A 23960-nucleotide genomic window follows, 5' to 3' on the forward strand; every position below is an offset into this window, starting at 1 on the left:
TCTCTCTGCATTTCATTTTAATAAATTTGTCACACCAGAGGTTATATGATTAATAATCAGCAGGGCCCTTTAGTGTCATTTATTGTGCCCGTTTACAATGGCGCCGAATTTATTGCGCGCTGCGTTAAGAGTATTCTTAAGCAGCCACAGGCTGAGCGCTGTGAACTGATTCTGGTGAATGATGGATCCAGCGATAATTCACTTGAACTGTTGAATGAATACCAGAATTATCCTGGTGTGTTGATCATCGATAAGCCTAATGGCGGGGTTTCTTCAGCGCGTAACTGTGGGCTGGACGCCGCAAAGGGTACCTTTATTTCTTTCGTTGATGTTGACGATTTCCTGCCCCCACGTGTACTTGATACCTGGCTGATGCTCATGAAGGACGATGCAATTTTAGCCGTAGGCGAATCGCGTACGTTTTCTCATGATGGGGAACCTCTGTCAGAGGTAACAGAAAACGACACACAGCGCTGTATGAGTGCGGATAAGGCGATAAGTGAACTGCTGTATCACACGCCCAGGCACGGTCTTTGCGATAAGTTTTTCCGCCGAGACATCGTGCAGCAGCAGCAGTTGCGCTTCCGTGAAGATATCTTTAACTTTGAAGATCTGTTGTTTGTCATCAGTTATTTGTCTGCTGCGCGCCACGGGCAGGTCGTGTTTAGCCGTCGTGTGGTTTATCACTATGTCGAATCAAGAAACTCTGCCACGCGTTCGGATCTTAAAGAAAAACACTTCACCTATGTCCGGGCGTTTGCAGGAATTAAAATGCTGCTGCTGCGCCCCCATGAACGCTTTTACTACTTTTTGTTCCTGAAGGTGACCGCTTCGCACATTTACAAAGCACTGCACAGTAGGGACTTCAACGCTGCGTTTGTTAAGCAATATATCGATCTCTACCGTCAAAATTACCGTGCTTATTGCGCCGCCGGTGTCATTCCGGATGCATGGAGCCTGTACTTCACCTTTTTCTTTCTGTCTCCGCGGCTGGTATCGGGGCTGCGTCACTTCGCACAGAATGTGCTGAGGGCACGGTCGTGAAACAGAAGCTACAAAACTCCCTGTGGATGATTATTGAGAAGCTGGTTGCCGTCTTTGGGCTGATGTTCGTCACCTCTTTTGTGGCGAAATACGTGGGGCCTGTGACGTTCGGCGTCATCGCAATTTCGATGCTGATATTCCAGTTTATCCAGTCGGTTGCCATGATGGGCTGCGACGTCATTCTGCTCAAACGCATTGCGCAGAACCACCGCTCTGGCATCCGGCTTATGGTGCCCGCCGTCATGCTGGTCTTTGCCATCTACTGCGTGTTGTCTGTGATTGGCATCATCGTGATGCGTGAGGAGATGAGTGCTCAGGCTTTTGTCTTTATCTGCGCCGCCGCGCTGGCCTGCCTGTTTTCTGCTATCGACCTGATTAACATCTATAACGAAGCGGTGTTGAATGCCAGGCTGAATGTCATGGCGAATCTGACCGGCCTGCTCATCAGTCTGGGCATTCGCTATGGAATTTCGTACTACCAGCTCGAACCTGAGTTGCTGGCGATTCCGATTGTACTGGCCACTTTTATTCCTTTCGTCATTAAAATTTGCGTGTTTGGCTGGTATCACAGGCATTCTCAGGTACGACCGCCGCTTCCCAGGCTGAGCCATATTCGCCGTTACAGCCGCTATATCCTTCAGGCCGGGCGTTCGCTGGTGATGTCGGTTATCGCGATTACCATTTACACCCGACTGAATCAGCTCAGCGTCTCATGGTTTTTAGGCCTGAAAGAGGCGGGTATTTTTTCGGTCGCGATGACGTTGTCAGTGGCGTGGGTGTTTTTGCCTAATGCGCTGCTGGCTTCTTTCTATCCGGCTCTGTTTGCCGAACGCGATCCTGACGTGGCCGTGGTGCGGGCCCAAAAACTGCAGTTGCTGGTCATTGCCGTCTCACTTGGTGTGATCCTTGGCATCATCCTTGTCGGCCCGTGGTTTATTGCGCATTTCTATGGCGCGGCCTACACCGAAGCAATTGCGCCCATGGTGCTGTTAAGCGTTGGTGCCATGTTTGGTGTGCTGAGCAGCGTAATGGACAGATTCATCATCAAGTACAACGGTTATCGTTATCTGATCAAAAAAACGTTTTGTGTGTTGGCCGTGTGTCTGGCAACGACGGTAACGTTGGTGCCGCTGTTTGGCATCACCGGAGCGGCGATAAGCGTTGTCATTACCGAGTTTATGGCTTTCACCGTTCTTAATTATTTTTTCCGTGGTCAGCCGATGATGAATATTCATAAAATATTCATCCAGCCGGGTAAATTATGGTTCCTGATTAACCGTACCCTGTTTTCTGGCCGGTAAGTTAAGCTTTTATGAAAGGTATTATTATTTTTGAGAAATAATACCTTTCATCATATTGAAATACATTCATTGAGATTTAATTTCCTCGTAGATTATCTGTAGGCTTCAGATAAATATTATTTTTATAATCCTGCAAACCTGCGGGAGGCGTACGTATGCCTTTATTATTTCATTCATTATTTTATCTACAGTATTTGATTAAGGTTAATTACTGATCTTCGTTGCCGGAATTATACCTGTTTATAGTCAGTTTAATTTAGCGCTTTTATACTGTGATCGTGGATTTATAAATAATTAAAAAGCTCATTTTCTCCAGGGAGATAAGGAATGAAGGCGGCTAAACAGCGCCAGTTTTCCTCTGTCCGATAGTGCCATGACGTATGCTGGTTACGAGGTTTTAAAATGAATGATAAATATTTATTCAGTATAATAATACCGGTTTATAATGCCGAGAAAACGGTGATGCGTACGCTGCAAAGCCTTCTTCTCCAGACATTTAAAAATTATGAAATCATTCTGGTCAATGATGGCAGTAAAGATAACTGCGCTGCGATCCTTGAGGAGTTCAAACAGTACAATAATTTTAAAGTCATTACTCAGGATAATGCCGGAGTTAGCGTCGCCCGCAATACTGGACTGGAAGCGGCATCGGGTGACTATGTTATCTTTATCGATTCCGACGACTGGGTTGACAGTGATTTCCTTGCTGTATTTCATCAGCACCTTTACTCAGGCATTCCACAACCTGTTGATCTGATGGTAGGGAACCTCAAGTGCGATCGCGTGGGCGACCTTTCGACTTACGGTTATTTTACGCAACCCGAGATCCCGGCCGTCCTAGGCGAGATAGAGCTCAGCGATAATATTGGTTATCTTCATAACAAGTGTTACAGAAAAAAAATTATCGATGATTTTAGTATTCGCTTCACTAAAGGCATTTCGATGAGTGAAGATCTCCTGTTTAATCTTAACTATTTCTACTACATCGATAACCTGTTTGTTTTCGACAGTGCCTCCTATCACTATGATGATGTAGAGAACTCGCTTTCAAAGAAACGCGTACTGTATGAAGAGCTGCTGGATCGTAAACATTACCTCAACGACTTATATCAAAGGCTGCTGGTTAAGTATAAAAACGGCGATATGGCCCGCTTTTCTACTGGAATAACCAAACGTAAGCTGACGCTGGATATGCAGATCGTGACCGCGATGTACTACACCACGCTGAATATTAATGAGGTGCGTAACAGCATCAAGCGTATTAAAGAGAAGCGTTATCCTGAGAATGTCCTGGGGCTGTTAAACAGAAGCGAGAAAGTGAAGTATCATGTCATGAACGTCAATGCCAGAGCGGCCTATCTGGTGCTGTATATGCTCTACAGATTGCGTTTTTTTTAAGATTCAAACTGTCGCCTGTTTTCATTATTCACTACCAGTCTTCTGGTGCAGGGCGGGGCATGTTGTTGTTTTAACTTTACCTGGTTTTGCGATTTCCGGATCGCCAGCATCAGGCGCTGTTTTTCCAGCGTCAGTTTGTTAAGGCATGCATAAGAGCGCAGGCTGTTGAACGCCGTCAGCCAACGCTCTGTGATTTTCCCAAATTCAGTCAGTGTCCTTGAGCGATATAATAACCCGTCTGGCAGGTCGTCACGTCCAGTTGAAACGCGGAATAAGAGCTCGCTGGGTGGGTTTTATCGCTTTGATCAATGCCAGCATCGGGCAACGACCCCATGAGATTGATGGATTATGATAGACAAGAGTGATTTATCCCCTCTTCAATAAGAGAAAAAACGTCATCAAGAACATCATAATAAGTGGCTTCAGACTCGCGTTCTTTCCAGATGTCGTAAGCTGAACTGTAGACGAATTCCAAAATAGCCGCGATAGTGTGTGGCCTGATGTCTTTTAAAGGATCGATACCCATTTTCAGTCAATCGCCACGGGTTTAACCGCCCTCTCAGCGTCAGTTGAAATGACTTAATGAGAGGTGTCCATGAGCGGTAAGCGTTATCCCGAAGCGTTTAAAATCGAAGCAGTGAAACAGGTCGTTGATCGCGGCCATTCTGTTTCCAGTCTCGCACTACGCCTCGATATTCCCACCCACCGCTTCACGCAGGGATAAAGACGTCAGGTCCGGATTCTTTCTGTAATAATGAACGGTCAGAATATAAATTAATAATTCTGAATCGAATGCATGAAACGCGTTTTGCCGAATTGGAAAGAGATGCAAAAGTATCAAACGATTCATTAAAATATTATTAAATAAAAAATATCAAAAAAACAATGGGTAACGATATCGGCAATCATTCCAATTTGAATTAATAGCAGCCTATGTAATTTTTTGTAAGTTTTGCGCTTGCATTAACCGTAAAAAAAGCATAGAAAGGTTACAATTTAGCAACATTTAATAAAGTTTTACACTGACACACCTGACAGCTTTCACTTCTGTCTGGAGAGGGAAATGAAAAGACTTTCTGCGTTGTTAACCCTAAAATCTCTAAATAGATGTGCAGGATTGCCCCTGAGTAATTTAATGATGAATCAACGATACCAGACAAGTTCGAATATCGCTGCATCACAGGTTGGGGAATCGGCAGATGACCTTGTTATGTCATGGAGGCCACCAAAAAAAAGCGGAACCCTGAGTAAGGGTTGCAGCATACTGGCTTACCAGTACAGGTGGCAAATAAATGGCAGCGACTCAACCATATGGCATTCTATTCCTCAATATGCCACCTGCTTTCAGCGTTTTCGTGTTGAAAATGGCCTAATAACCAGAGGGTATTCTTCTGGCGTTTGTCCGAAAAGACCTGAAGGTGCGAAGTTGATTCCCAACACACGGGTATCAAAATCAACGCGTTAAAGCTACCTGGTCATAATATTGATATCAAATAAATCTGTCATGCCAGATTTACTTGATATTAACTTTCATTGAAGCTTTATAGTAAAAATTACTTGAAGGTAAAAATGAAAAAAAACAAAAAAACATTCCATTATGCTTCGTAAAAAAGACACACAACGCTTTTTTTAACAGAAGCATAGCGGCGCTCATTTCAGCGCTTATCGCTTTTATTTTTTGTTTTTTTTCTGGCAGTGGTGCTTATGCCCAGTCTGCTCGAATATTATCTGCCACAGATAATCAAGACGACTATAAAGAAAACAGTGACAAAGCCTCTCATTCAGAGGGTAGTGCCCTGGCGCTCCCGACAATGCATGTGGTACTTGAATGGGAGTGGTTGCCAAATGGTGAAAACCTTGCACGCAAGAATTATCAAGTGAAACTTGATGCCTGCAAGGGTTCCGGTATGCCTTTCAAAGCGCTTTCAGCACAAGATGAGGCCAGGCTGGGTAAGGGAGAAGTAGAGATATCTATTGATGGACATCATCAGGTTGCTAAGGAAGTCAGCTGGACGATGGGCGCTGAGGGTGAGGATGCTCAACATGCCTGTATGATTACACTCGAAGAACACACAGACCAAAACGAAGTTAAAGATGCTGCAGAGGAAGGAATGTATCAGGCTATCGACAGCGACAGTCGCATTCAAAATCATCAGAATGCCCAGTCTGTCGGCTGGAAAATAACGGGAGAAAAGCAATATAAAGGTATTCCCTGTACTGCCTGGAGTAATGGTAAACAAGAGGTCTGTATGTGGTCAGGTGGCTTAAAATGGGGTTTTGATGATTCAGCAATGGATACCGCGGGATGTTCCGTAAGTACTGCCGGTGATTTTCTCACGTCTATACCTGTTGACGCGAAGCCTTTAAAAGGGGCAAGCGGGTGTTTATTCAAACTCAAGACATTCAATATTAATAAAAGCTAACTCACCTTTTTTATCGATTCCATAAAGCGGTCAGTCGTTCACAACTCATGGAGAAAAAAATGAAAAGCATCATGGTTCTTTTCACAATAATGTTCGTATTAACAGGATGTAGCACATCGGGTGGGGAGGATAAATTTAGCCGCACTTATGTTTCATCCCATATCATAGCCAACAAAACCACACAGGCTGAAGTCAAAGCGCTTTATGGCGTGCCTGACGATCAAAGTTCATCCTCAAACGGTTCGGTCACCTGGCGTTACTACAAGGGTGGAAACTTAAGCACTGCATCAAGCGTCCTGGGATATATTCCGGGTGCCAGTGCTCTCTCCAGCGCCGTTGGCATGGCTTCGGGTGCGCAAGATGCCTCTAATTCAATGACAAAAGCATCCGGTAAACTGACTGGCAATACAGAACAACATAGTAATTATTTATCGGTGATTTTTGATACAAACAATATTGTAACTGATTGGTATTTATAAAATCCCTGGTTAAGGAGGATGAGATTCAATCTCATCCTCCTTTTTAAACTTTCCTTACCGATGCTTTACGACTGACTTTCGTTTTTATGAATAATTGATGTAGAACGGATTTCGTCGTTAGCGCTCTGGCACCGCGCCGCCTCAATCAGATTTAACCTTATCATTATATCCTAACGTCTAATCCTGACCCCGAGTTTAATCCAGTTATAATCAGGGCTAGCCAGTTTCGGTCTGGCTGCATTAAATGTATCTGGCAGGGAATTAAATACCCTGTACGCCCGTCCATCTTCAGTAATGCGTCGGGCACACATTGAAAGAAATGTCAGGTTCTGTTCTCAGGTGATTGACACTACGCTTTAAGACGTGTCGGTTGTGCACAAATTTATCTAAACAGCGATGAATATCCTTTCCTGCCAGAAAAAACAGATCTTGAAATCAGCGACTCGCAGCACGCCGTGACGGATTCCTGTCTGCTAATCAACGGACAGGCCGCGATCACATTATTCCCTCATGGGGTTTTGCAGGGCGGATCCGATATCAGCGTCGCGCCTCGCTAAACCGCATAAAACTGTTTGCGGGCCTTTACCGATCGCCATTTCGCCCCCACATCTGCAAAATCAGCTGCCGGGATTGTCACGCCGAAATATAACCCTACTGGCGACGCGTGTCGTGCTTGCATGGATTGCCAGAGCATAGCGCTGTTCGTTGAATGATGTTGCTGCAGCTTGTCAGGTTCATTGAGCAGCGTGGCAGTGCGGATGGCGTATTGATGGGGGTTCCAGCGTTTATCGAACCCACGAGCTTGCAGTTATGCCCCAAAATCCAGATATAAAAAAACCCGTTGATATTCAGTGATATCATCGGGTTTATTTAACGTACTGATTTTTATGTCTCCGGACTGACTAAGCTATCCCAAGACAATAATATGGTGCCCGAACCCGGAATCGAACCAGGGACACGGGGATTTTCAATCCCCGCGTTTAAATGTTAAATTTCGTAGCTATAAGTTACCAATATGTTAAATCGAACCTGTTCCAAAACAGGTAAGATTAAATGCATTCAAAATCAGTAAGTTGCACAAATCCTACTAGGGTTAAAGTTATCCCTGTCGTCTCGACAAAGGGCGGTGAAGGTAAGTCCACTCAAACCGCTAATCTTGGCGGATTTCTGGCCGATGCAGGTCTCAAAGTTCTCATCATTGATGGCGATCACGCCCAGCCAACGGCCAGCAGTATATTTCCTCTGACTTATGAAGCCCCCTGCGGATTGTATGAACTGCTTATGCAGAATGCAGACCTGTCAGTGGCTGATAACATCATCTCCCGCACCGCCATCGATAACCTTCATCTCATTGCATCGAACGATCCCCGTAATCTTCTCCCGACCCACATGCTTAATGTGCCCGATGGTCGTGTACGTCTGCGCAATGCGCTCTCAGCTCCTTTGTTTAAAAGCTATGACGTGATCCTGATTGATTCACAGGGTGCCAAATCCGTAATGCTGGAGCTGATTATACTGGCTTCGACGGGTGAAATGATTGGCATGGTCAAGCCTGTGCTGCCAGATGTTAGGGAGTTTTTACGCGGAACGGTCGCGCTGATGGAGGACCTGCGTTCCTACTCTGCATTCGGGATCAGACTGCCGGCTGTGCGCATGCTCGTTAACTGCATGAAATATACAGCTCTTGCAAAAACAACCTTTGAGCAGGCCGAAGCCATCATTAACAGCAGAGAGTACAGCGCTCATGCTGATGAAATAGCTATATCCATGCTGCAGACGCGTATTTACGATCTCACCGTCTATGAGCAGGGCCATGCCAGCGGACTCCCTGTTCACCGGCTTGAGAGCAAAACGTCCCGCGTCAGCGATTCAGCATTTGACTCTATGCACAAGCTTGCGAGTGAACTGTTCCCCGAGTTTAAAGAGCGCTTTGACGCTTTTGCTGCCAGCGGAGGTGTGAATGTCTGATAACCGCAGGAATATACCGGGCCTTTATTCACAGGATGCGGAACAGAGCGTCATTGGCGGCCTGATGCTGGATAACGACTGCTGGGATGAAGTTGTACTGCGCTTAGGCTCGGATGATTTTTTCCACAAGGTTCATCGCGAAATTTTTAAGGCAATGTCGCACCTTGTAGCAGCAGGCAGGCCTATTGACCTTCTGACGCTGTCTGAAAGTATTGAAAGCCGCGGTAAAGACTCGCTTGAGCAACTGGGTGGCTTTGCCTACCTGGCTGAGCTTGCCAAAAACACCCCGAGCGTGGCCAACATCACGCACTACTGCGACATCGTGGCCCGCTACAGCCGTGGTCGCCAGCTGGCAGCCATCGGTAATGAGATACATGAATCTGCTACCGCCCCGGGGGCGGATATCGCCGCTGCGATGGAGTCCGCCGAGCAGAAAATAACGCAGCTGGCAGAGCGAGCCGAACCGCAACAGGGCGTGACCATCATAGACGGTCTCGAAAAACTGGCGGCCGAGCTGGAACGCCGCTGCCAGACGCCCGACGGTATCACCGGCACGCCAACGGGATTTGACGAACTGGACACCTTCACAAGCGGTCTTCAGCCGGGTGATCTTGTTCTTGTCGCTGCTCGCCCCTCCATGGGAAAAACTGCATTGCTCATCAACATCATCATGAATTCTCTGATGAAAAAAACAGAATCCAACGGCCAGTTTTACAGTCTGGAGCAGCCAAAAGAACAAATTCTGATGCGCGTGGTGTCCTCGCTCGGCAACGTTGACCTGACCCGCATGAAAAGCGGAATGATGGACGAAGAGGACTGGGCCCGCGTATCAGGTGTTTTCTCATTGCTGACTAAGGATATTAAAGATCGACTGCTCATTGATGATACCAGCGGGTTGACACCGGCCATGCTTCGCGTCCGTGCGCGGCGTAATGCCCGCCGCTATGGTAACCCTGACATCATTGGTCTCGACTACCTTCAGCTCATGCGCTGTCCGGACCAGGAAAACCGCACCCAGGAAATTGCCGAGATATCCCGTTCGCTCAAGGCGCTGGCGAAAGAGATGGGCTGTCCGGTGGTGGCGCTGTCCCAGCTCAATCGTTCACTGGAAAGCCGTGCTGACAAACGCCCCAACTGCGGCGACCTGCGTGACTCGGGTGCCCTTGAGCAGGATGCTGACGTCATCATCTTTGTTTACCGTGACGAGGTTTACAACGACAACTCCCCGGACAGGGGCCTGGCTGAACTCATTATCGGCAAGCAGCGTCAGGGTCCAACCGGCACCCTGCGCCTGCGCTTTGAGGGCCGGTATACCCGCTTTGAAAATCTCCAGGTCGATGCCGGGAGGTCTGCATGAGTAACGTGCGCAACCTGAACCTGGGCACAGCGATGCTGCAGCGGGGGAAGTCGCCTGTACAGCAGAGTGACAGTGCAGCTTCGCCTCACGTTCCTGTCAGTGAAATGGCCATGATACTGACACTTGATCAGCTCCGGCCCAATCCGGATAACCCCCGTAATGCAAAAAATCCCCGTTACGAAGATATAAAGGCTTCTGTACGTGCGCGTGGTCTGGATTCCGTACCTAAAGTCACCCTAGATCCGGACGGTGATGGCGTCTATATATTCAGCGATGGCGGGAATACCCGCTATCAAATACTGTGTGAACTCTGGCAGGAGACGGGGGATGATCGCTTTTATCGTGTTCACACCATCTTTAAACCCTGGCCGGGTCGGCTGAAATGCCTGGTAGGTCATCTTGCTGAGAATGAGGTCAGGGGTGACCTGACATATATAGATAAAGCCTTAGGCGTACATAAAGCGCGGGTTATATACGAGGAACAGCTTTCACGTAACGTAACATTACGTGAGCTTTCAGAGCTACTGGGGAGAGAGGGATATCCAATCGACAGTTCAAGCATTAGTCGAATGGAAGACACGCTTGATTATCTCTACCCATACATGCCACGAATGCTTGAAAGCGGTATGAGTCGGGGGCAGGTTATGCCGTTGCTCAGCCTGCGTTCCTCAGCACTGAAGGTCTGGAAATCTTTCAGTGGCGACGTCAACCCCAGCGTCACTCTCGATAACGTTTTTGGCGAATCCTGCCGCGTATTTGATGAGCCGGACAGTTATTCCCTGGAAGTTTTCAGGGATGAGTTTATCGGGCAACTGGTGAAGGCTCTGCCACACCCCAGCCTCAACTATGACCGCTGGCTGATAGAGCTCGACCCTAAAGAACAGAAACGCCGCGAGCAGTTTGGTGAGCCGCCGGCCATGCCGCCGCTGACGCCCACTCGCCTGTCAGAAGGTTCTGGCGGGAAGGCTCCCCCTGTCACCGTTCTGCCGGATGACCCGACCGCCGTCACGCCCGTCACCGGCCTGCGCTCAGGCACCCTCACGGGTTCAACCCGCCCCGAACCGGCTCCTGAGCCAGCAGTCAACATGGTATTGCCTGAGAGTCAGGGCATTAGCACCGGCAGTCTTCCGCGCAGTGAAATCCAGAATGATCTCTTTGGTGGCCGTCCCGTTATTACCGGTGACGGCGTCAGCAGTAACGCGGAACACGGCACGGGGCTGGTTTCTCCGGGGAGTTTATCCCTGGCCTCGGCGTTTGGTGAGCAGGACGATGCGGTGCCAGTGTCAGCCGGCTCAGTGAGCTTTGCCGAAACCGGCCTTGAGCCCGTAAGCGACATCTGGCTGATCCCGGCTATGCAGGATGATGTTGAGCATCTTCAGGATATGGCCTACCGGCTGGTCTACGAAATTGCCGAGGGGATGGGCTGTGTAAGCGACATCAGTGAGGACAAAAGCCCTGAGTCTGCCGGTTTTTCCGTATCCGGCGGCAGCAGAGAATTCAGCCTGTTCCTTTCAGGCCTTTCCGGCTGCCTGCCCAATCAGCAGTGCAACATGTTCATGTTCTGTCTCAATTTTTTTGGTTCACAGAAACCGGCTGACACGCCGGTATTTGACGACGTCATGGTGGTCAAAATGATGCGCCTTATCCGCATCATTCGCCGCCTGCGAGAGCTGCAGCGCCTTGCCGCAAAAGGGGGAGAAAATGTCTGATGATTTGAACGACGAAATGGCACAGGCCAGTACGGCCTTATTCATTCAGCGCGGCATTGACGCCGTCCGGTCGCAGCTCCGCTCTGACAGGCCGTCAAACGAATTCTGTGAGTGCTGCGGTGCTGGCATTCCTATTGCCCGTCAGCGTGCCGTGCCGGGTGCGGAACTCTGCGCCGACTGCCAGTATCTCGAGGAGAAAAAGAGCCGCCACATGACGGGCGGTGACGGGAGGGGTCGTCATGGCAGATAAGTCAAAACTCACCCGGCGCATCCGTCGCCTTATGGCCCTTGGGGCGAAGAACAGCAACGACCATGAAGCCGCCCGGGCGGTTGCGCTGGCCCAGCGGCTTATGCGCCGTCACGGCCTGAATGACGAACAGATTACGCTGAGTGAGATAGGTGAATCGGTCTGCGAACAGCTGACCAGCAACGCCGAGAAAGTGCCCGCCTGGATGCACTCGCTGGCCACGGTGGTGTACATGGCCACGGGCTGCCGGTGCTGGTTTGGCTGGTACGGCTATGTGAGCCCGGGCGGACTGCGCATGATACGCCGGTCACTTCATTTTTACGGCTTCGGCGAGCGCCCCGAGCTGGCCCTCTATATCTATACCGTCCTGCAGCGCAAGCTGCGGGCGGCTACCGACAGCCATATGTCTACTTACCGCAAGCGCCGCATTCTCAGGAGCACGCTGCGCGGCCGCGCCGACCAGTTCCGTGAAGGCTGGGTCTCCGGCGTCTGGCACGTTCTGCAGTCTTTCAGTACGCCTGACGGTGAGAATCAGGTGCTACAGCGCTGGCTTGCGCAGCGGCATTCGGGGCAGACGTTATCCGAGTTCGCAGGCCGTCAGGCCGAACTCAGTCACGGCCTGACAGGGGCGCAGGCTAATAAGCAGCTTACGGCGGGAGACACGCGCAATGATTAACACACTCTTACTGGGGGCCTGCCTGTCGGGCTGGCTCTTTGATGCAATCCAGTTGACCAGCCAGGTCAGTACGGGAGGTGGTCTGTGAACCAGCAAAACCTTCCCGGCGCGACAGCCAGCATTCTGAGCTCGCTGCTGATGGACCTCAAGAGCGGCAATATCCGCCGCTGCGAATCGCTGGGCCTGTCGGTTGAGGAAATCCGGGCGCTCAGCGGCCTCAGCCTCGACGAGCTGCACTATATCGGTCAGTCGAAGGTGTCCGTTCTGGACGTCAAATTCAACCACGAGAACTTCTGGCTGATACTCAACCAGGCCCGCAACGAGCAGGCCCGTATGCTTATGATCGACCGCGCCCTTGAGCTGGGTGGCTCTATGGAGCTGATGGACAAATACTTTGGCATGTCACCTTCGGACGTCAGCAGCCGTCGCCGGCTGATGGGCATCGAGAGCCGCCAGGGCCGGACGCAGTCTCTGACCGAGGAGCAGGATGCGCTTCTGTGGGACGAGTGGAAAAACACCGGGCTTGAGTCGCCGGAATCACACAAGGCGCTGGAGGCGATGATGCTCGCGGCTGAGCTTCACGGCCTGTCGCTGACCGCCGTGTGGACGAAGGTCTGCCAGTGGTGCCGGGAGGTATCAAAACGGGTTCCCTCAGTATCTGCGCTGCGTAAGGAGGCCTGATGAGATTAAACGACTTTACACGGCGTCAGCAGGTTTCCCCGTCGGTTCGCCGCCGGTCTCAGCAACTGTTTCTTGCGGTCTGCAGCGGCAAAAAGGTGTTCCGGCGGCTTGCCCTCAACGGCTACCTCAAGATTGATGTCGGTCCCTGCTGGCGTATTCTCAGCAAGGACGGAGGCCGGCAGTGGTGGCTGATGGATCATGAGACGTACAACCGTGAAATACGCCGGTAACGGACGACCAGCGATGACCAGACGGTGCCGGGTTAATCCCGGCACTGTGCTGTCTCAGGCAAAAAAGGGGAGCAAAAAATGAACATACCCGCCGACAGCATCGTGGCGCACACGCTGTCACGCATGGAAAAAAGCCTTGAGCGCAGGGCAGTTAACGGCGACGCCGGTCAGGAACGTAGCGGCCTGTTGTTTATGGGCAACGTCCACGACGCGTTTCCCCGCCGGCTCTTTCTTGACACGCGCCTGTCGCCGCTTGATAAAACGGCCTGGGTGATGATACGGCTTTACGCGCAGCAGAATGAGGGAGCGGTGTTTCCGACCTATGACGAACTGCAGGCGCAGCTCGCCTCGGCGCACTCTGAGAGAGCCTCGCGTGAAACCGTGAGCCGCACGCTGCTGATGCTACGGCTCACGGGCTGGATAAGCCTGTGCAAAAAGGTGCGCGACGAGGGCGGCCGGGTTCGCGGCAACATCTATGCCCAGCACGATGAGCCGCTGGGCTACCGTGATGCGGAGACCTTCGATCCGGGCTGGCTGACGCTGGTTGAGCAGAGCTGCCTGAGCCGGAACAAGTCCGTGCGCATGACGGCGCTGGCCATCATCAACGACATTCTTCTGGACAAGAGTATGCGCCATCGCCACAGCCGTCTGGCGTTGATTGAAAGTCGCATGAATGCCCCTTCAACGCCGATGGCCATGATGCGTAAAAACGGCGCGGCACGACCGGGTTCGAAAAACGAACTCAGTCAGAAAGCAGCTGAAAAATCACCTTTAACACTGAGTTCGGAATCCGAACTCAGTCATGCGCAGGGTCGAAAATCACTGAGTACGGAATCCGAACTCAGCCTGAAATCAGTTAGTTACAACCGAGTTCGAAATTCGAACCGTAACGTACGTTCTTTAACACAGAGTGTGATTAAAGAAACGTACGTCCCTGACGCGCCGGTTCTGCCAGAGAGCTTTCTGGCCATGCTGAGCAGCGAAGACCGCCAGATGGTGAGTCAGCAGTTCGGTGCGCTGCCGGTGCCGGTGGCTGAAGGGCTGAGCGGCCTGCTGCAGGCGCAGCTGCGCAAAGGCCGCCTGGCGAATCCTGCCGGCTGGATGTTCACCATGCTGAAACGCGCCAGACAGGGCGAATTTCGGCAGTCTGATGCCCCGGACACACCCGCAGTCCGGAGTGGATCGGCACCTGTCAACGTTGCCGCAGACAGGCCTGCACAGTATTCCACCTCGTCCATCGCTGCTGCGGTGCTGCCTGAGAACCGGGCATCGGCTGAACAGGTTATCGCTGTCATTGCCGCTATCAGGCAGCAGTTTACCAAAGCGCCATAATAACATTGTATGAAAAACCACCTTGTTGCGGGGCGCAACAAGATTAAAAAACAACCAGCAGGGTAATATTAATGGCGGGCCAAACCTGATTAGCCCGCAACTGGTTAAAAAACAGCCTTGTTGCGGGGCGCAACAAGGTCAAAAATTAAACAGACTGTAATTAGGCGAACGGGATTATGAGTTTCAGGCTGTTGTTAAAACTGCGCTTTCAGGATGATGCCGGTTCATCTTAACTGAATGCAGGTATTAACGATGGCAGAGAAGAAAAACAGGGCCGGTGTGCTTCAGTCTGAACTACGAATTGAACTGCACACTAATTATGCGATTGGTTTATGGGAAGGCCGCAAAGCGGAGAAGCGTGAAGACGGTAAAAAGGGAAAGCAGCCTATTATGGGAATGCCCCAGTTTCTTCATCGTGCCACACAGATCAACCGGGATTCTCAGCAAAACGAACCCTGGGCTGATATGGCCATGCTGACCCTTGAAGAAAAGATTGAGCATGCCAGTCAACAGATGAATGAACTTATCGCATCCCTTGATAAGCAGATGAGTTTCGTGCCTGCTGGCGTCAGTATTACGGATGCACAGGCAACTGAAACGCTGGATCTGACGGTATTCAGTGGTACCCCCCTCGGTTACCGGTGCGTATTTTTACTGATGGGTTTTGATCAGTATGCAAAAAGGGTTTTGCAGGCTGCCCATTACGGTGTCATCTCCCGAAGTCAGCGTTATGACATGCTGGGCAGCGGAAGCCGTCTGCTGAGAGAGATTTATGGTTCTGTTCTACGCTATCGCAAAGTAGGCGCAACCCGTCTTGACGCTGCTGAAGATAACGAGACATGGCGCACTGCATGTGAGGCGGCCGGTGAACCCGATCGCGCTGTCCTTCTCGGAGAAAAGCGCTCGGCGTTTTCCCCGCCCGTTAATGAAGCGAGCGTAAGCCTTCTGCGCCTGCGTTATAAAGCCGGTCAATAGCGGGGCCGGTGATGCGGTTATTTTTGTGTGAGAAGCCTTCTCAGGGTCGTGACCTCGCCGCTGTGCTGGGGGCGAGCCGGCGCGGTGACGGTTTTATGACGGGTAATAGCGTGACGGTCACCTGGGCGGTAGGCCATCTGCTGGAGACCGCACCGCCAGAGGTCTACGGCCAGCAGTACGGCAAGCCCTGGTCTCTGTCTGCACTGCCAATTCTCCCTTCAAGGTGGCAGGTTGTCGTTAAAAAGGACACGCAGGATCAGTTTAAGGTCATTGAGAAACTGCTCAGGCAGGCTGATGAGGTGGTCATCGCCACCGACGCCGATCGTGAAGGTGAAGTCATCGCCCGCGAACTGCTGGACTACTGCGGCTGGGAGGGGAGGATTCTGCGCCTCTGGTTTTCGGCTTTGGACGAGCTCAGCGTCCGGGCTGCTCTGAGCGACCTGCGTCCGGGACAGGCTTCGGTCGGGATGTACCATGCCGGGCTGGGACGTTCACGCGCGGACTGGCTGGTCGGCATGAACCTGTCCCGACTGTATACCCTCCGGGCGGCTGAAGCCGGTTTTGAGGGAGTGGTCTCAGTCGGGCGGGTACAGACGCCCACGCTGGCACTGGTTGTTCGTCGCGACCGCGAGATTGCCGCATTCGTGCCGAAGCCCTACTGGCAGGTTAAGGCTGTGCTCAGCGCCTCAGGTGTCAGTTTTCAGGCATCGTGGGTGCCTGCCGCCGTCTATGCTGATGAGGAAAAGCGCTGTATTCACCAAAATATTGCTCAGCAGGTGGCGCAGCTCTGCCGTCAGGCGGGTGTTGCAACCGTGACGGAGTACGAAACAAAACGGGAGAAAGAAGCCGCCCCGCTGGCCTTTTCACTGGGAACGCTGCAGCGGGCCTGTGGCAAGATGTGGAATATGTCGCCACAGCGGGTGCTGGACACTGCTCAGAGCCTGTATGAAAAGCACAAGGCCACGACCTATCCCCGAACAAACTGCGGCTGGCTGCCGAGGTCTATGCGGGAAGAAATCCCGGCCGTGTTTGATGCCATGGCACGTACTGACCCCTCACCTGAGTTCGCATCCCTGTTGTCACAGCTGGACAGAGGGTTTGCTTCCCGCATCTGGAACGATAAAAAAATCACGGCGCACCACGGCATTATCCCCACGCGCAACGCCGTTCAGCTGTCCGCCCTGACTGAGATTGAGCGTCAGGTTTACCTGCTTATCCGCCGCAACTATCTGGCCCAGTTCCTGCCGCTCTGCGAGTCAGATGCGACGCGCATTTCCTTTGATATTGGTGGCCAGTTGTTCCGCACAACTGGCCGAACTGAAGTCTTAAAGGGCTGGAAAGTGCTGTTTACTAAGGACGAAGAAGATAAGGACACTGCTGAGGAAGACAGCGCAGGTTCCCTGCCACCGCTCAACAAAGGGGCACAGTGCGGCGTTACTGGCGCAGAAGTTAAGCAACTGATGACCCAGCCGCCTGCACACTACACTTTTGACACGCTGATTGGTGCCATGATGAACGCCGCTGCGTACGTCACCGACCTTCAACTGCGTAAAATCCTCAAAGAAAACGCCGGGCTCGGCACTGAAGCAACGCGGGCTGGCATCATCGAGCAGCTGCTGAGCCGCCGTTTCATCACGCTCAAAGGCAGTAAACTTCTGGCAACAGACCTGGGGGCGGACGTCATTGATGCCCTGCCACCGCAGCTGACCGACCCGGGTATGACTGCGCTCTGGGAGCAGGCGCTTGACGAAGTGGCTGCCGGCCGTATGAACCTGAGTGACTTTCTGCAGCGTCAGACCGCCTGGACCTCGACGCTGGTCAGCCAGGGAATGCAGCAGCGCATCAGCATCCGGGTGCCGCCTTCGCCTCCGTGCCCGCTCTGCGGCAGCAAAACCGCCCTGCGCAGGAGCCCTAAAGGAGAAATCCGCAGCTGTACTCGCTACCCGGAATGCAAAGGCATCATCAGTCTGGATACTGGCAGGCGTAAAAGCTCAGGCAGAGCTAAGTCGCCAAAAACAAAAAAGAATTAACCCGTGTTATCCGATTGCGGGCGGGTAGCGCCTTTGTTATTGTGACGCCGGCTCTGAAGCCGCACCCCGTGACTGCGGGCTCCGTCAGCATCTAATGCATGTGCTGCCGGAATACAGTCTGGCCGCCCCCTACTACCTGTGCGGGAGGCGGCAAGGCACGAAAACTCCGTGAAACCCGTGCCGGGAGCTGAACACGCCAGCGGAGCAACTGCCTCAGGCAGATTAACTTAAGGTCGATGGTGCAGACCCCGATGGCGGTGCCGAGAGGTGCCGCTTTTTATTATCCGCGCACTGATGAATTTTTATACGTAGCCAGATTGACAAGCGCTGCGTGTACGTGAAAGATAAAGAGGCTAAACGTTGTCCTTCCGACAACTGCCAATGTTCCGGTGATTTGAGAGGAACGCCTTCGGGTAATCACATGCCAATGCCATCATAACCTGAGAGATGGCGCTTTCGGGCGGTTCAAACCTGTTAACCTTTGCAAACAGGGACCTGTATACCAGGTTAAGGTCCACTTCACTAATACAGCCTGTCGGCAATTACTTGCTGACCCCCTGCGGGAAACTCTCTCCCGCACGGGACTGATGTTTCTCCGCACCCTGTTTCGTGTTACTCCGGAGATCACATCATGACTGCAACTGCAAACACCCCTGCTTCAAACAACACTGCCTCTGCTGGCTCTGCCACTACCGGCAACAACCAGAAAGAGTATTTCAACCTTAACGTCAGTGGTATCGGCTACCTCAGTTCGATTCGTCGTCTTGAGGGGCAAAAAGGTGAATTTACCTGCGCCGTTATCAATGCCCTGACCGGACCAACTGACAGTGCATCCTATACCCGCTTCGACATTACCGTTGCAGGTAAAGAGCAGACCTCACTTATTAACCGCTGTCAGAAAGCCGTTGATGAAGAGGAAAAAGTCCTGATTGGATTTGTACTCAGTGGTCTTAAAGCCGACGTTTTTACCCTGCAAAGCGGTGAGCATGCCGGTGAATCCCGCCCCTCACTGAAGGCCCGCCTGATAAAGGTTGAGTTCATCAAAAAGGGACAGGTCGTTGTTTACAAGGCTCCTAACGCTTCCCAGACGCCAGAAACCGGTCCAGCCGCTCAAAAGGCTTACGATCCGGAATCTTTCTAAGCGTCACGGACACACCGCCGGAACACATCCCGGCGGGTGTGTTCCTCTCAACACCATTTCTAAGAGGAATTCATTATGTCCGCACGCGGCGTCAACAAAGTTATCCTGGTCGGCAATCTCGGTCAGGACCCCGAAGTTCGTTACATGCCAAACGGAACTGCAGTGACCAGTCTTTCTCTGGCCACCTCAGAAACATGGCGTGACAAACAGACCGGTGAAAACCGGGAAAAAACCGAATGGCATCGCGTCGTGCTGTTTGGAAAGCTGGCTGAAATAGCCGGTGAATACCTGCGTAAGGGTTCACAGGTTTATATCGAAGGCAAACTCAGAACACGTGAATGGCAGGATAGCGAAGGTACTAAACGCTATACGACCGAAATCGTGGTTGATGTAAATGGAACGATGCAGATGCTGGGCGGGGCTAAAAACAGCACCAACACCAGTGGAAACAATAAGCCTTCAGGCCAGCAAGATGGATGGGGTAAGCCACAACAGCCTCAGCCTTCTCAGGCACAACAGTCGGCTCCGAGTAATCCGGCGAACGAGCCGCCAATGGACTTTGACGATGACATACCGTTCCTCGGACACGGTTATGGCGTCTGTCGTAAGGCCATTTACGCAATTTCGTAAAGGATTCATTAAGTTATACCATCAGGAGCGCCAGTTTGACTGGCGCTTTTTTATTCACCATAATCGAGCCATGCACGGGGTAAAACGTTTATGCCCGTTATACTCAGAGTACGCGGATTCAAATTTTTCTTTTATTCAAACGAAGGTAACCCCCTCGAACCTGCTCATATCCATGTTCGCAGTGCTGAGGGCGAAGCCAAATTCTGGACGCAGGGTGAAGTCCGGCTGAGCACTAATGATGGATTCGATTCCATAACGCTCAGAGAGTTAACAAAGCTGGTTAAAGTTAACCAGACGCTTTTTGTGGAGGCCTGGAATGACTATTTCAGCTAAAACGGTAAGGTTCGACGAAAGTACCATGTGGGTTGAGCTGAGCGATGGCAGAACGATGGGAGTGCCACTTGTCTGGTTTCCAAAACTTCTCAACGCATCAGAACGAGACAGAAACGACTTTGAGCTGAGTAAGCGTGGCATTCACTGGGATGTGCTCAATGAGGATATATCAGTGGATGGCCTGCTGGCTGGCCGGGGTGACGTAACCCATACCCCTCATCATGTTGCATAATAATTCAAAAACCAGAACGCCAGCTGATGCTGGCGTTTTAATTTAAGTCTTAAAACACAAATTCTTTTAAATTAGTTTAATGGCAGTCAGAAATAAAATACGCAGGCTGTTCCCCCTGAAATAAAACCATCCCGATGGCAGTAAAGTCTTTATGAATAAAAGGAGAAGTTTTATTTAGCATGACCCTCCGACTAAGGCCTGTGAATGTCAGCCCTTCTGAAAAGCATATTTTCACCCGAACCTCCGGTTTTCCGCTGGAGCTCAACATTTGCTTTGTGAGCAATCAGACCAGCGGACATGCATGCTTAATCAACAGGTTTAAATGCACGGTTAAGTTCAGCAATACCTTGATGATTAATTTCTTCATCTGCTTCATCAACAGCCCTCGAAATGGTCAGCAGGCTCTGAAATTCACTGAGCAGGAGCGCGGCATCAGACTTCAGCAGGTCATCGCATTCGGCAGAGTCAATAACCGTATTAATCGCCTTATTGGCGCTTTCAATCATTTCGGTCACGCCACCTTCTTTACTGACAGCAAGAACAAGCGCGCTAATGAGAAGAGACTGCGCCTCAACGCGGGCTGTTAACTGCTTCATACCTGCATCGATGTGCGATATTTTAGCCAGCATGCTGAGTACAACGTTTTTCATTATATCCTCCTTAAAGTGAAGATTAGCTTTTTAAAATGAGCTGTTCAGCACTCTGCTGTTCAGGCGAGACCGCCATGTTCAGTCCGCAATGACCAGTACAATCGGGCTGAACGCGTCAATTGAGTCTTTTTAACGGAAGCCCGACTGCCTCGATGCGCAGGAAACGGTCACAGAACATCAGGCTTTATGATTCCCCTGTGAGGGCAAAGCCTGAACGATTTTCTCCTGAACATGCCTTATACCGTCACGCAGACTGGCGAGCGTTTCAAACGGAATGCCCATTTCACAAATCATCGCAGCAGGCACCCCGGCGGCCCGGCTTTCCAGTTCACGGCCTGCTCCGGTCAGGCGGATAATCACCCTGCGTTCATCATGACCGGTGTCGCGCATGCGGCTGATGAAGCCTGCCTGTTCGAGTCGCTTCAGCAGGTGGCTTAGCGTACCCGTGTCCAGCTGCACGCGCTGACCTACCTCAGACACCGTGATACCGTCCTTTTCCCACAGTACCAGCAGCGCCAGATACTGCGGATAGGTCAATCCGAGGGGCTTCAGATGCGGCTGGTAAAGCTTTGTCATGGCCAGCGAGGCTGAGTAAAGCGCAAAGCAGAGAAACTGCTCCAGACTCTGAGGCTGGTCACCTTTACTTTCACTGACGTCATTTGTGTCGGTCATTCCGGAACTCCTGATGAGGATGAAGCCGGCAGGCGTCTGGCGAACCGTATTGTGCGACAGGCGCAGTGAGCCGGAAATAAAAAGGATATCACGGACAGATACGGATGCCTTTAACCACCGACAGAGTGACCCCGGCAGCAATAATAATGACATCAATTAAGTTGTGTTCAATTTATTTTGTAAAGCCTGTGGAGTCTACCCCTGTTGCAGCCGATAGAACCTGACAGTGACAATCACACCCAGGAAAAATAATGAAGGTTTCAACACGTCTTGCTACAGGCTTTGGTTTACTTGTTCTGCTTCTGGTTATCTGCACGGGTACGGCTCTGCACGCGCTGACCGAGGCGCAGCGCGGCATGAATGATGCGATAAACAATAAAATGAAACGGTTTGCGATTGTTCTGGATATGCGGGGTGATATCCGCGACATGGCGATTGCCGTCCGCAACCTGGCGCTGCTGACCGATGAGAAAGACTCCAGGCCTGAATGGGAGCGCATGACGACTCAGCGCCAGAAGTACATCGCGGAACGTGAGCGGCTTGTAGACAGCATGGCCAGCAATGTCAGTGAGCAGGGCAAAAACGCGCTGGCTGAAATACTCGCGGCAGAAAGTGATGCTATGCAGACGCTGATGACGGCCGGCAAAATGGGGCTGGAGAACCGTCAGCAGGAAGCGACTGCTTACCTGCTGAAGACTGCGAGACCTGCACAGCGCAGGTTACTGAATGCGCTAAACAAGTTGACCGAGATTCAGAGGGCGCAGACGGTAAATACGGTCAGTGAAACCAGTGAGACCGTTTCCCGGACCCGTGCGCTACTGGTTATTCTGACACTGCTGTCTGTACTGACCGCCGTGGCGGGTTGCCTGATTGTCAGCCGCAGCCTGATGCGACAGTTGGGCGGTGAGCCGGTTCAGGCTCAGGCGCTGGCCGCCGCCATCGCTGCCGGCGACCTGACAGGACCGGTTACGCTGCGCCGTAACGACACAACCAGCCTGCTGGCTTCACTGGATGGTATGCAGGCGAACCTTCGCGGCCTGGTGTCGAAGATTAAAGATTCGTCCGCCTCCGTGGCACTGGCCGCAGATGAAATTTCACAGGGCAACACGGAGCTGTCCTCACGCACTGAACAACAGGCCGCCGCCCTGCAGGAAACGGCTGCCAGCATGGAGCAGCTCTCAGCTACTGTGAAAAGTAACGCGGCCGGCGCCCGGCAGACGGCAGATTCGGCCCGCGAGACCGCGCAACTGGCCCGCAACGGTGAAACCGATGTGAAGCGCATGTCGGACACCATGTATGACATCTCAGTGAGTGCAGCGAAGGTACGCGACATCACCTCAGTGATTGAAAGCATCGCGTTCCAGACCAATATTCTGGCCCTGAACGCCGCCGTCGAAGCGGCGCGTGCCGGTGAAGAGGGCCGCGGCTTTGCCGTGGTTGCCGGAGAGGTCAGGACGCTCGCGCAGCGCAGCGCTACGGCCGCGAAAGACATTAAAACCCTGATAGAGCAGGCTGTCACGCAGGTGGAGAGCGGCGTCACAGTGGCCTCATCAACCGGGCAGAGCATCCTGAAAATTGTCGGTATGGTGGGTGAGCTGGCCGAATCCATGGATGAATTGTCGCTGGCGTCCTCGGAACAGATGCAGGGTATCTCACAGGTCAGCATTGCCGTGAGCCAGATGGATGGCGTCACTCAGAATAACGCGGCGCTGGTCGAGGAGTCTTCTTCCGCTTCACAGTCCCTTTCAGAGCAGGCCCACACCCTGCGCAACATTGTGGAGACGTTTAAGGTATGAGTCACGATGCTGATAAAGCGCAAGAAGCCGTACAAATGTATAAGACACTTCGCGGGCTGAAGGAAAGTGTAGACTTCCTGGTAAACCAGCTGATTCTGGGAAATTACCTCTCAACGTCCACTTTTGCCAACAACCTGCTTCACATGAGCCGGGCCTTTGAGCCGATACATACCAGAATGGCAGTGCCGGGCGTTATGGAGCTACTCCTCCGGGAAGACGTACTGCTTGCCGCTGACCTGATTGCGACGGGGCGAGCAATTGCGATGATGAATAATTTTATGGTCTGCCTCACCGGTCATGGTGATGACGGCCCGCCAGGAAAAACTAAAATAATACTTTAAGCATTCCAGCCTTACCCATTTCGAATGCACACACTTTAATGCCAGAAACGGCCCGACAGGCACTGCCGGGCCGTTTCGCTCAGGGTGCTATACTTTAAGGACATTCGCTTTACGGAGGCTTCATGGGTTCCAGAGTGGATACCAGGGAAAAGGCATTTGAACTGACGGGTATCGTTACCTCGCAACTGCTCAGCATAAAAGACGACGTAATGAGAGAAGACATTATTTCCGCGCTGAACCGCCTCAGTCAGGAAACCAGTGACTGGGCGGTGCGGGCAGGGTGTGTAAAGGCCGTTAAGATAATGAGAAGCAGGG

At 51.7% G+C, this 23960-nt stretch carries 23 protein-coding genes and 1 pseudogene; 22 read left to right on the top strand and 2 right to left on the bottom strand.

Annotation, left to right across the window (positions count from 1 at the left end; translation table 11 throughout):
- Window positions 1–45 precede the first annotated feature (45 nt).
- The 20 genes and pseudogenes from NYE92_RS16590 (at window position 46) to NYE92_RS16685 (ending at window position 20186) form a co-directional block, all read left to right on the top strand.
- Window positions 46–1044, top strand: coding sequence for a glycosyltransferase (locus NYE92_RS16590; protein ID WP_259019174.1), 999 nt, complete (start codon window positions 46–48; stop codon window positions 1042–1044).
- Window positions 1041–2345 carry an oligosaccharide flippase family protein gene (locus tag NYE92_RS16595; RefSeq protein WP_014606871.1) on the top strand — a complete coding sequence of 435 codons (1305 nt, stop codon included), beginning with the start codon at window positions 1041–1043 and terminating at the stop codon, window positions 2343–2345. The genes NYE92_RS16590 and NYE92_RS16595 overlap by 4 nt, the downstream gene beginning before the upstream one ends.
- Before the next feature lie 402 nt (window positions 2346–2747).
- Window positions 2748–3743 (top strand): glycosyltransferase family A protein, encoded by a 996-nt coding sequence (locus NYE92_RS16600; protein ID WP_014595139.1) that lies wholly within the window; start codon window positions 2748–2750, stop codon window positions 3741–3743.
- 595 nt (window positions 3744–4338) lie between these two features.
- Window positions 4339–4487, top strand: a pseudogene (locus NYE92_RS16605) (transposase); the annotation flags it as partial.
- Between the two features lie 1067 nt (window positions 4488–5554).
- A complete protein-coding gene (locus NYE92_RS16610) occupies window positions 5555–6166 on the top strand; it encodes a hypothetical protein (RefSeq protein ID WP_072137759.1) in 612 nt (203 codons plus the stop codon).
- A 59-nt stretch (window positions 6167–6225) separates the two neighbouring features.
- The gene (locus tag NYE92_RS16615; protein WP_019105619.1) at window positions 6226–6645 is read left to right on the top strand and encodes a hypothetical protein; all 420 of its coding nucleotides are present in this window, start codon (window positions 6226–6228) and stop codon (window positions 6643–6645) included.
- 1053 nt (window positions 6646–7698) lie between these two features.
- On the top strand, window positions 7699–8613 hold the full coding sequence (locus NYE92_RS16620; RefSeq protein ID WP_259019175.1) for a ParA family protein: 915 nt from the start codon (window positions 7699–7701) through the stop codon (window positions 8611–8613).
- Complete coding sequence (dnaB-PI, locus tag NYE92_RS16625) at window positions 8606–9970, top strand: SPI-7-type island replicative DNA helicase (protein WP_259019177.1); 1365 nt, start codon at window positions 8606–8608, stop codon at window positions 9968–9970. Before NYE92_RS16620 ends, dnaB-PI begins: the two co-directional genes overlap by 8 nt.
- Window positions 9967–11679 (top strand): ParB family protein, encoded by a 1713-nt coding sequence (locus NYE92_RS16630; RefSeq protein WP_259019179.1) that lies wholly within the window; start codon window positions 9967–9969, stop codon window positions 11677–11679. Before dnaB-PI ends, NYE92_RS16630 begins: the two co-directional genes overlap by 4 nt.
- Window positions 11672–11929 carry a TraR/DksA C4-type zinc finger protein gene (locus NYE92_RS16635; RefSeq protein WP_259019181.1) on the top strand — a complete coding sequence of 86 codons (258 nt, stop codon included), beginning with the start codon at window positions 11672–11674 and terminating at the stop codon, window positions 11927–11929. The genes NYE92_RS16630 and NYE92_RS16635 overlap by 8 nt, the downstream gene beginning before the upstream one ends.
- The gene (locus tag NYE92_RS16640; protein ID WP_259019182.1) at window positions 11919–12602 is read left to right on the top strand and encodes a DUF2786 domain-containing protein; all 684 of its coding nucleotides are present in this window, start codon (window positions 11919–11921) and stop codon (window positions 12600–12602) included. The genes NYE92_RS16635 and NYE92_RS16640 overlap by 11 nt, the downstream gene beginning before the upstream one ends.
- Before the next feature lie 84 nt (window positions 12603–12686).
- On the top strand, window positions 12687–13283 hold the full coding sequence (locus tag NYE92_RS16645) for a DUF2857 domain-containing protein (RefSeq protein WP_028722021.1): 597 nt from the start codon (window positions 12687–12689) through the stop codon (window positions 13281–13283).
- Window positions 13283–13513, top strand: coding sequence for a hypothetical protein (locus NYE92_RS16650; RefSeq protein WP_028722020.1), 231 nt, complete (start codon window positions 13283–13285; stop codon window positions 13511–13513). Before NYE92_RS16645 ends, NYE92_RS16650 begins: the two co-directional genes overlap by 1 nt.
- Window positions 13514–13591: 78 nt before the next feature.
- The gene (locus tag NYE92_RS16655) at window positions 13592–14845 is read left to right on the top strand and encodes an STY4528 family pathogenicity island replication protein (RefSeq protein ID WP_259019183.1); all 1254 of its coding nucleotides are present in this window, start codon (window positions 13592–13594) and stop codon (window positions 14843–14845) included.
- 252 nt (window positions 14846–15097) lie between these two features.
- Window positions 15098–15820 carry a PFL_4669 family integrating conjugative element protein gene (locus NYE92_RS16660; RefSeq protein ID WP_259019184.1) on the top strand — a complete coding sequence of 241 codons (723 nt, stop codon included), beginning with the start codon at window positions 15098–15100 and terminating at the stop codon, window positions 15818–15820.
- A gap of 11 nt (window positions 15821–15831) precedes the next feature.
- On the top strand, window positions 15832–17850 hold the full coding sequence (locus tag NYE92_RS16665; protein ID WP_259019185.1) for a DNA topoisomerase III: 2019 nt from the start codon (window positions 15832–15834) through the stop codon (window positions 17848–17850).
- A 631-nt stretch (window positions 17851–18481) separates the two neighbouring features.
- Complete coding sequence (locus NYE92_RS16670) at window positions 18482–18991, top strand: STY4534 family ICE replication protein (protein ID WP_210451338.1); 510 nt, start codon at window positions 18482–18484, stop codon at window positions 18989–18991.
- A 75-nt stretch (window positions 18992–19066) separates the two neighbouring features.
- Complete coding sequence (locus NYE92_RS16675; RefSeq protein ID WP_028724187.1) at window positions 19067–19621, top strand: single-stranded DNA-binding protein; 555 nt, start codon at window positions 19067–19069, stop codon at window positions 19619–19621.
- 90 nt (window positions 19622–19711) lie between these two features.
- Window positions 19712–19954: a DUF4160 domain-containing protein gene (locus NYE92_RS16680; protein ID WP_024472137.1), complete on the top strand. Its 243-nt coding sequence runs from the start codon at window positions 19712–19714 to the stop codon at window positions 19952–19954.
- Window positions 19938–20186 carry a DUF2442 domain-containing protein gene (locus NYE92_RS16685; protein ID WP_024472138.1) on the top strand — a complete coding sequence of 83 codons (249 nt, stop codon included), beginning with the start codon at window positions 19938–19940 and terminating at the stop codon, window positions 20184–20186. Before NYE92_RS16680 ends, NYE92_RS16685 begins: the two co-directional genes overlap by 17 nt.
- A 305-nt stretch (window positions 20187–20491) precedes the next feature.
- Here the strand turns inward: NYE92_RS16685 and iraP are convergent, their stop codons facing one another.
- A complete protein-coding gene (gene iraP / locus NYE92_RS16690) occupies window positions 20492–20836 on the bottom strand; it encodes an anti-adapter protein IraP (protein ID WP_022622171.1) in 345 nt (114 codons plus the stop codon).
- Window positions 20837–21013: 177 nt separating this feature from the next.
- A complete protein-coding gene (locus NYE92_RS16695; RefSeq protein ID WP_259019189.1) occupies window positions 21014–21508 on the bottom strand; it encodes a MarR family winged helix-turn-helix transcriptional regulator in 495 nt (164 codons plus the stop codon).
- Window positions 21509–21759: 251 nt separating this feature from the next.
- Between NYE92_RS16695 and NYE92_RS16700 the strand changes: the two genes are divergently transcribed.
- On the top strand, window positions 21760–23304 hold the full coding sequence (locus NYE92_RS16700; protein WP_259019190.1) for a methyl-accepting chemotaxis protein: 1545 nt from the start codon (window positions 21760–21762) through the stop codon (window positions 23302–23304).
- Window positions 23301–23645 carry a hypothetical protein gene (locus NYE92_RS16705; protein ID WP_259019191.1) on the top strand — a complete coding sequence of 115 codons (345 nt, stop codon included), beginning with the start codon at window positions 23301–23303 and terminating at the stop codon, window positions 23643–23645. Before NYE92_RS16700 ends, NYE92_RS16705 begins: the two co-directional genes overlap by 4 nt.
- Window positions 23646–23960: the final 315 nt, after the last annotated feature.

The organism is Pantoea sp. B566 (genome assembly GCF_024793925.1).
Taxonomy (GTDB): domain Bacteria; phylum Pseudomonadota; class Gammaproteobacteria; order Enterobacterales; family Enterobacteriaceae; genus Pantoea; species Pantoea ananatis.